The sequence below is a fragment of the Metabacillus niabensis genome, from assembly GCF_902829255.1.
GTDB lineage: Bacteria > Bacillota > Bacilli > Bacillales > Bacillaceae > Metabacillus > Metabacillus niabensis.
Genome location: NZ_CADEPK010000210.1, coordinates 1 through 8,966, shown reverse-complemented (window position 1 = coordinate 8,966; position 8,966 = coordinate 1). Strand labels below are relative to the sequence as shown.

Here is an 8,966-nt window from a genome sequence, read left to right as displayed (position 1 = left end):
GATAATACCCTTCAAACGAACTTAATGAAATCAAAGGAAGAAATTACGAACTACGAGCAATATCAAATTGAGAGTGAAATTTGGGAGAAGCTCACAAGCTACATAGGGAATGAAAAATACATTCAATCGATTTATTTGTTTGATCAATATGGGAGAGAATATCGCGCTGGAAGAGATAATTCTGAAAAAATTGATAAATATAAAAGTAAGCTATTTAAAAAATCGATTGCAGGTGATGGAAGTAACGTATGGGTTTCGTTTGAAGACTCTAGTAATTTAATTTACTCAACAAGACAGATTAAGGCCTATAAAAACTTAAGCTTTGAATTATTAGCTACATTAGTCATTGAAGTAAATTTAGATGAAATCGTAAAAGAGTTACCAAGAGAATGGGATGGTCAAGAGGGTGGAATTATCATTTCGAATAGTGAAAGGCCATTTTACTTAGAAAATAGCATCCTAAACTATGAACAACTCATTTTTCCTATAAAAAATAGTCAAGGTTACTTAATAAAAAAAGAGAAAGGGAGAACGTTCTTTATTACTTATTCAAAATCTCCTTATGCTGATTGGACATATTGGAACATCATCCCGTTCGGTGCGATGTTTGCGAAAGTAACGGCAATGAAATATATTGTTATTATTATTTTTTTATTATTATATTCAGGAGCTATTTTTCTAGCTATTAAGTTTTCAAAACATATTACGAATCCAATTGAAAAATTAGTTTCTTCGATGAAATCTGTACAAAAAGGAGATTTTAATATACCTGAGTCGATAAAGTCAAACGAATATAATTTTCATAATGAAGTCGGTATCTTGCATAACAATTTTTATATGATGATTGATCGGATTAATGAGTTAATTAAAGAAAACTATGAAAAGCAATTGTTAATAAAAGATACTGAATTTAAAGCACTTCAATCGCAAATAAACCCACACTTTTTATATAACACTTTAGAATCAATTAACTGGTTAGCAAAGATAAATAATCAGCAAAAAATATCTAATATGGTTGAATCGTTAGGTTATTTATTGAGAAATGCAATTAGTATTAAAGAGGATGTAATAACGGTCCGAGAAGAATTAGAAATTGTAAAACATTATGTCACAATTCAAAAGTTTAGATTTGAGGATCGTTTGAATTTTGAAATTGAAATCAATGAGCAGGAAATGGATTGTATCGTTCCGAAATTAGTAGTTCAGCCATTGGTAGAAAACTCGATAAATTATGCATTAGAAACTATGATTGAATGTTGCCAAATTAAAGTGATGGTTAAAAAAGTTAAAAACGATCTTCATATAATTGTAGAAGATAATGGAATAGGTATGGATAAAGACCGTTTAGAGAATGTGATGAAAGGTGAATACAAAAGTAAGGGAAATGGAATTGGATTAAAGAATATTGAATCTAGAATAAAATTTGTCTTTGGTCAAGAATATGGTTTAACAGTTGAAAGTAAGTTAAATGTAGGTACGAAGGTAATCCTTGTCATACCATATCGAATGAGGTGGGAATATGCATAAGGTTTTATTAGTTGATGATGAAAGAATTATTTTGGATGGAATATCCAAAATAATCGATTGGGAACAATTAAATCTACATTTAATTGGAACTGCACGAAATGGTTTAGATGCCTATAACATCATAAAAGAAAAAAAACCAGATATCGTTATTTGTGACATTAGAATGCCTGGGCTCAATGGTCTTGAGTTGGTAAAAAAAGTAACCAATGAGGAAATCAATGTGAAATTTATTATATTATCTGGATTTGGCGAATTTTCTTATGCTAAACAGGCGATGGAATTTGGAGTGAAACATTATTTGCTTAAGCCATGTAATGAAAACCTAATTGTTGAGGCTTTGAATTCAATAAAAAATGAACTTTCTCTTGAAGAAAAAAGAGAGCGTTTTCTTGTTGATATGCGGAATCAATTGAACCAAATTCAACCATATGTAAAAAAGCAGCTATTAAAAGAATTTATCTCAACTAAATTGGATAGTAATCATGGTATTACCTTTTACGAAAGATTATTCCGGATTGATTTCGATGATGAAAAAATTAGAGTCATTTTACTTAAGCCTGAAGGTGATTATCATTATGAGCATATGTTTGTCATTGAAAATATCGGGGAAGATTTATTTGCTCCATCTATTCTTACAACAACTATTGGTGAACATATAGTGTTTATTGTAAAGGAATTAGAAATGGTTTCCCTTCACGAAAATTTAAAGCAATTAAAGGAGTATTTTTATCAAATATATGAGCTCGATATGACCGTTGCAATTAGTGAAGTAAATCAAATTACAGCTGCCAGAGACTTATATTTAGAGGCGTTAGAGTGTTTAAATCATCGGTTTTTCCTAGGTGAAGGGAGCATCATTACGAAACTAGATATTCAGAAAACAAAAATTCGAAATCAATATGAATACGATGGACAAAATTTATGCCTTTTAATAAAAACGGGAAATTGGGAAAAAGTAGAGAGTGAAATTTCTAACTTTTTTGGAAATTTAACGAAAATGATGCTCTCAACTAATATGACGCGCTCGTATGTTATGCATCTTTTCATAGAAATGATTCAACATTCTGATTCAAATTGTATTCATGCCTATATGGAAAAGATGTCATCATTAATGGATATGGATACAATTCAACAAATGAGATCTTTCTTTGTCAACAATGCAAAAGAAATAACAGATTTTCATTTAAATAGGCATAAATCAAATCATTCAGAAATAATAAAAAATATGATTGAGATTGTAAATGAGAATCTAGGAAACTCCGAACTTTCGTTAAAATGGGTTGCAAATAGAGTATTTATGAATGCTGATTATTTAGGTAAGCTTTTTAAACAAGAAACTGGTGAAAAGTTTTCGAGCTATGTGACAAGGGTCAGAATTGAAAAAGCAATTGAGCAAATCCAACAAATGGATGATGTAAAGGTATTTACATTAGCTGAAATGATTGGGTACGGAGATAATCCGCAATATTTTAGTCAGGTTTTTAAGAAATATACTGGATATACGCCATCTGAATATCGGAAAGTTATTTGTTAAACTCATTATCTTATAATTCTTTGATAATGAGTTTTTTTGGCTCCTTTCGAAAGATGCGTTGTTTCAAACTAATTGAGTTCCGAGGTTATATTTAAACTCTTGAGGGTATTCCCACAAAGAGTCTTTATGACATCTCTAAAGACGGCAGACATGATCATTTTAGTTATTCTTATATTTTGAAAGCTAATAATATCATCAATATTTGTCATGAAAAGGATTATTTTGTTTTAATTGGTGGAAGGTTGTACAAATTTCAGTCCAAAAGTATGAATAAAAAATAATGAACTCTGTTTTTTAAACATAAATCTCTGTTTTTTAAATTCCTATGAGACCGAAAAGGCTCTAGAATAGTAAGTGTAAGCGGTAACAAAAAATAAGGGGGATGAAAATGAAGAAATTTTTGTTGTTATTTGTAGCAATTTTTATGGTATTCTCAATGGCTGCTTGTAGTAGTGGAACGAGTTCTTCTGGTGAATCGGGATCTGATTCTGGTGGAGGAAAAGACGATAAAGTTACTCTACGTATTGCCTGGTGGGGGGAACAGACAAGAAATGATTACACTCTAGAAATTATTAAAATGTACGAAGAGAAAAATCCAAATGTAAAAATTCAAGCTGAATATGCAAGCTGGGATGATTATTGGAAGAAATTAGCTCCTCAAGCATCAGCAAATCAATTACCTGACATCATTCAAATGGATTTATCCTACTTCTCTCAATACGCTGAAAACGGACAATTAGCAGACTTAACACCGTTTATTGGGAAGGAAATTGACACGACTAACTTTACAGAAAATTATATTAACGGTGGGAAAATTGGAGACAAGTTATACGGATTTAATGCTGGGGTAAACGTACTTGGCTTCAATTATGACCCTGCACTGTTGAAGAAAATAGGAGTAGAAAGTCTTGATGAGAATTGGACATGGGATGATTATAAAGAGATTGCTGCTAAAGCAAAGGATGCTGGATTATATGTTGATACAGGCATGAAAGCAGATGTGTTCTTTAATTATTATTTAAGAACGTTAGGACACACATTATTTAGTAAAGATGGAACTGGTTTAGGATATGATGATGATCAATTATTTATCGATTTCTTTGAAATGACATCAGGTTTGGTGAAGGATAAGGCTGTTCCAACTCCTGATTATCTAGCTCAGTTAAAAGGAATTGAAGATGACCCAGTTGTAACAGAAGATGCGATTGGAATTTGGCAATGGTCAAACCAGTTCGTTGGATTGCAACAGGTTGCTAATCGACCATTACAAATTCATAATATGCCAGGACCGAATGCTAAAGAAGGCTTATATTTAAAACCAAGTATGTTCTGGTCTGTAGCGAATAATTCAAAACATCAAGAAGAAGCAGCAAAGTTTATTAATTTCCTTGTAAACGATGTTGAAGCAAATAAATTAATTTTAGGTGACCGTGGTGTTCCAGGTTCCTCTGAAGTTAAAGAAGCTCTAAAACCAGAGTTATCTTCCGAGCAAACTCTAGTATTTGAAAGTGTTGAATGGGCGGAACAAAACAGTTCAGATTTTGATGGTCCAGACCCAGTTGGAGCTGGTGAAGTAATTGAACTACTTGATAGCTTAGGTGAACAAATGGCATACGGACAACTTGAGGTAAAAGATGCTGCAAAACAATTTAGACAACAAGCGGAAAGCATCTTAGCACAAAATAAATAGTTGCTAGTTAGTGAGATGAGGGTGGCTCGGAGTAAAGGGTGTAATACAGCATGAACTGTTCTCCCTTTAAAAGGAGAGCAAGTGCTTTGGAACATTTCCATTATCCCTCCCGAGTTATCCTCTTCTCATATATTAAAGGTTTTAGAGCCATAGAAAGGAAATGATTATATGAGTGCTCAAACTATTAAACAAAATTTAAGAGGGTACTTGTTTATTAGTCCCTTTATTATCGGATTTTTGGCGTTTACGTTGATACCGATTGTTACCTCATTATATTTATCATTTACTAAATATAATTTGTTTGGGGCACCTGTTTGGATTGGTTTAGAAAACTATCAAAAAATGTTTACAGAGGATCCAAGATATTGGCAGTCTTTAAAAGTAACTTTAATTTATGTTTTCGCTGGAGTCCCTTTAAGATTAGGTTTTGCTTTACTAATAGCGATTATTTTAAATACTGCTTCTCGAGCTGTAGGTCTTTATCGAACTTTATTTTATTTACCATCATTAATTGGTGGAAGTGTCGCTGTTGCAATTATGTGGAGAAATATTTTTGGCGATGAAGGAATCGTTAACATTCTCTTAGGATTGTTAGGTATTCCAGATGTACGTTGGTTTGGAGATCCAACTGCTGCACTTTGGATGTTAATATTCTTATCAGTTTGGCAATTTGGATCATCTATGTTAATTTTCCTAGCAGGTTTAAAAGGAATACCAGCAACATATTACGAAGCAGCGAGTGTAGATGGAGCTAATTATTGGCAAAAATTCATTAAAATCACTTTACCGATGTTAAGTCCAGTTATTTTATTTAATACAATTATGCAAACGATCGCAGCGTTTATGACATTTGTTCCTGCATTTATCATTTCTAAAGGAACTGGTGGTCCACTTGATGGTACACTTCTATATTCACTTTATCTCTTCATTCAAGGATTTGAATTCTTCAATATGGGTTATGCTTCTGCGATGGCTTGGATTATGTTAATTATTGTAGGAATTTTAACTGCAATTATTTTCTACACATCAAAATTCTGGGTTCATTACGAATCAGAAGGGGGGAAATAACGGATGAGTTCAAATACAAATGTAAAAACAGTAGCAAGAACACCAATTATAAAAGTTTCCAATGTTAAGTCAGTAAAGTGGTGGGTATATCACATTCTTGTTGGTGGCTTTGCATTATTAATGCTTTATCCAGTTATTTGGCTCCTAATGAGTTCATTTAAACCTAGTGATACGATATTCGTAACTGCAAAATCATTAATTCCAGATACATGGACTTTACAGAACTTTACACAAGGCTGGGAAGGTATTGGTGGAAATTCATTTGGCGTTTTTATTAAAAATACTGTAGTTCTAGTTATTTTTACAATGATTGGGCAAGTGATTTCGTCAGCATTTATTGCGTTCGGTTTTGCGAGATTAAACTTTTTCGGAAAAAACTTTTGGTTTGCAATTATGATGGTTACGCTCATGCTTCCGTATGAAGTAGTCATGATTCCACAATATATCATTTTTGCACAGTTAGGATGGCTTGATTCTATTAAACCAATTGCTGTTCCAGCCTATTTTGGTCACCCATTCTTTATATTCCTACTCGTTCAATTTATTCGAACAATCCCGAGAGAATTGGATGAAGCGGCAACAATTGATGGATGTAACACGTTCAAAATATTTTATAAAATTATACTCCCATTAATAAGACCAGCATTAGCAACTGTATCAATTTTCTCCTTTTATTGGACGTGGGATAATTTACTCGGACCAGTATTATATCTAAATAATCCGGCAAAATACACTGTTTCAATGGCTTTAAACATGTTCTTAAGTAATGATACTGTTTCAAATTGGGGAGCGATGTTTGCTATGTCAATCGTTTCATTAATTCCAGTATTCGTCATTTTCTTCCTATTCCAACGCCATGTTGTAGAGGGTATTAGTACAAGTGGTTTGAAAGGCTAAATTTATAGGCTGTTTTTAAGAAAGGAAAAAGACTAATGTATAGTGGCAAATCCTTTATCTTCAATAAGGAAACGTATTTAGATTATCAAGGACCTGAACTGAAAAGTGTTTACCATTTTATGAAAGTCTTGATTCGAGATAAGGACAAAGTTTTTCAAGTGAAAAGTACTGAGGTAAAAACAACGATATTATTCCAATTTGATGAGCGGAATGTCCACAATTTGAAAAGGGAACAATTCCATATCCGATTTTCTAACGATTTGACTGAAATGAAAGTCGTTGCACCAGATGAATTAGGAATCATATATGGAATTCTCCATTTAAGTGAAAAATATCTTGGAGTTGATAAGTTTTGGTTTTGGAATGATTGTGAACCAACTATAAAGAAAATGGTAAAAATTCCGTCAGATCCCTATTTTTCTGATGTACCTAAAGTAAGGTTCAGAGGATGGTTCATCAATGATGAGGTGCTTATTTCAAAATGGAAACATAACAATTCAAATACTTATGTATGGGAAATGGTATTTGAAGCACTGTTAAGATGCCACGGTAATATGGTAATCCCAGGAACAGATATTGAAGATCCTACTTATAAAAAAATTGCTATTGAAATGGGATTATGGATTACACATCACCATGCAGAGCCACTTGGGGCAAAAATGTTCAATAGAGTTTTCCCAGAACATAATGCTTCTTATATTGAAAACGAAGACTTATTCAAAAAGCTATGGAAAGATGCAATTATTGAACAACAAAATGACAAGGTCATATGGAATATTGGATTTAGAGGACAAGGAGACCGGCCATTTTGGGTTGACGATCCAACGTTTGATACTGATGAGAAACGCGGAGCACTCATATCAAAAATTATGAGAGATCAATACGAAATGATTGCTGAATATCAAAAAGAACCGATCTGTTGTGTGAATTTGTATGGGGAAATTACTGAATTGTATAAAAAGGGATTACTTGACTTGCCAGATGGAGTTATTAAAATATGGGCTGATAGTGGATATGGAAAGATGGTATCTAGAAGACAAGGAAACCATAATCCAAGAATCCCTTCAACCCCTGTCAAGGATGATCCTGGACCACATGGTATTTACTATCATGTAACATTTTATGATTTGCAAGCTTCTAATCATCTTACAATGCTGCCGAACGATACAAACTTTGTAAACGATGAACTAAGTCAGGCTTTTGAACACAATATGTGTGAATTTTTAATTGTTAACTGTGGCAATATTCGACCACACCTCTATTTTTTAGACTTTGTTAGTCAATTATGGGATAAAGGAAAAATAGAATCTTATGAATTTCTAAAGGGATATGTTTTGCGGTACAATCCATCCTATTCAAAAGAAATGTCTAACTATATTCAAGACTTCTTTCATGCTGTAGTCCAGTATGGCGATCATGAAGATGAACGAGCTGGGGAGCAGTTTTATCATTTTTCAATTCGAAATCTTGCAAATCAATGGGTCATTTCTAATGGGAAAGAAAGTGCGAAAAATTTATATTGGGCAACAGGCAAAGCTGACTTAACTGAGCAATTTGATTGGTTCAAAAATAAAGTCAAATCTAAATTACCTCTATGGGAAGCATTATTGGAAAAAGGTAAAGCTTTCGTAGAAGATGCAAGAAATATCGAACAACAAAGACTTAACGATCAATTGCTCATCCAGGTGCAGATTCATAAGAATGGGTGCAAGGCTCTCTACTGTTTTGCGGAAGCATTTGAGAAATTCAAATCTAAAAATTATATAGAAGCGTATGTACTTGTAAATATGGCGATAGAAGAGATAAAAGAATCTGAAAAGATGATGAAGAACCCAAAAAATGAAAAATGGAAACGATTTTACGATAATGATTGTTTAACAAATGTTGCATTAACTAATTATACTTTAGAAACAGTTAGGCGATTTTTAAGAATGTACGGAGATGGACCTTCCTTTTACAATTGGGAAAAGAGATATCTTACAAGTGTTGAGGAAAGCTCGGTAATGCTACTGACGAATAAATCAAAACAATTGTCAGACGATAATTTGATTAAAAAGCTTAAAGAGAAAGGGAAATCTTTAGTTTAAGAACATTTATGCTAAGTAAATAGTAGTTTAAGTGAATTAGCAAGCTAAAAATTAGTTTAGAATATACATTGGAATTTATGGGGGGAAGAAAATGGAGACATCAGGATTTTTTGGCGGTTTAAATAGTTTATTCGAATGGATTACTAGACTTGCGTTTTTAAAC

The 8,966-nt window shown here is 32.7% G+C and carries 6 protein-coding genes; all 6 read left to right on the top strand.

What is annotated here, in order from left to right; all coding sequences use genetic code 11:
• A partial coding sequence (locus HU235_RS13825) for a sensor histidine kinase (protein WP_174880563.1) occupies positions 1 to 1,527 on the top strand: 1,527 nt, incomplete at its 5' end.
• Positions 1,520 to 3,061 carry a response regulator gene (locus HU235_RS25395; protein ID WP_095301993.1) on the top strand — a complete coding sequence of 514 codons (1,542 nt, stop codon included), beginning with the start codon at positions 1,520 to 1,522 and terminating at the stop codon, positions 3,059 to 3,061. The genes HU235_RS13825 and HU235_RS25395, both read left to right, overlap by 8 nt.
• A gap of 388 nt (positions 3,062 to 3,449) precedes the next feature.
• Complete coding sequence (locus HU235_RS13815) at positions 3,450 to 4,751, top strand: ABC transporter substrate-binding protein (RefSeq protein WP_174880562.1); 1,302 nt, start codon at positions 3,450 to 3,452, stop codon at positions 4,749 to 4,751.
• Between the two features lie 168 nt (positions 4,752 to 4,919).
• Positions 4,920 to 5,819: a carbohydrate ABC transporter permease gene (locus tag HU235_RS13810; RefSeq protein WP_095301995.1), complete on the top strand. Its 900-nt coding sequence runs from the start codon at positions 4,920 to 4,922 to the stop codon at positions 5,817 to 5,819.
• Positions 5,820 to 5,822: 3 nt separating this feature from the next.
• On the top strand, positions 5,823 to 6,716 hold the full coding sequence (locus HU235_RS13805) for a carbohydrate ABC transporter permease (protein ID WP_095301996.1): 894 nt from the start codon (positions 5,823 to 5,825) through the stop codon (positions 6,714 to 6,716).
• Between the two features lie 35 nt (positions 6,717 to 6,751).
• The gene (locus HU235_RS13800; protein ID WP_174880561.1) at positions 6,752 to 8,803 is read left to right on the top strand and encodes a glycosyl hydrolase 115 family protein; all 2,052 of its coding nucleotides are present in this window, start codon (positions 6,752 to 6,754) and stop codon (positions 8,801 to 8,803) included.
• Positions 8,804 to 8,966: the final 163 nt, after the last annotated feature.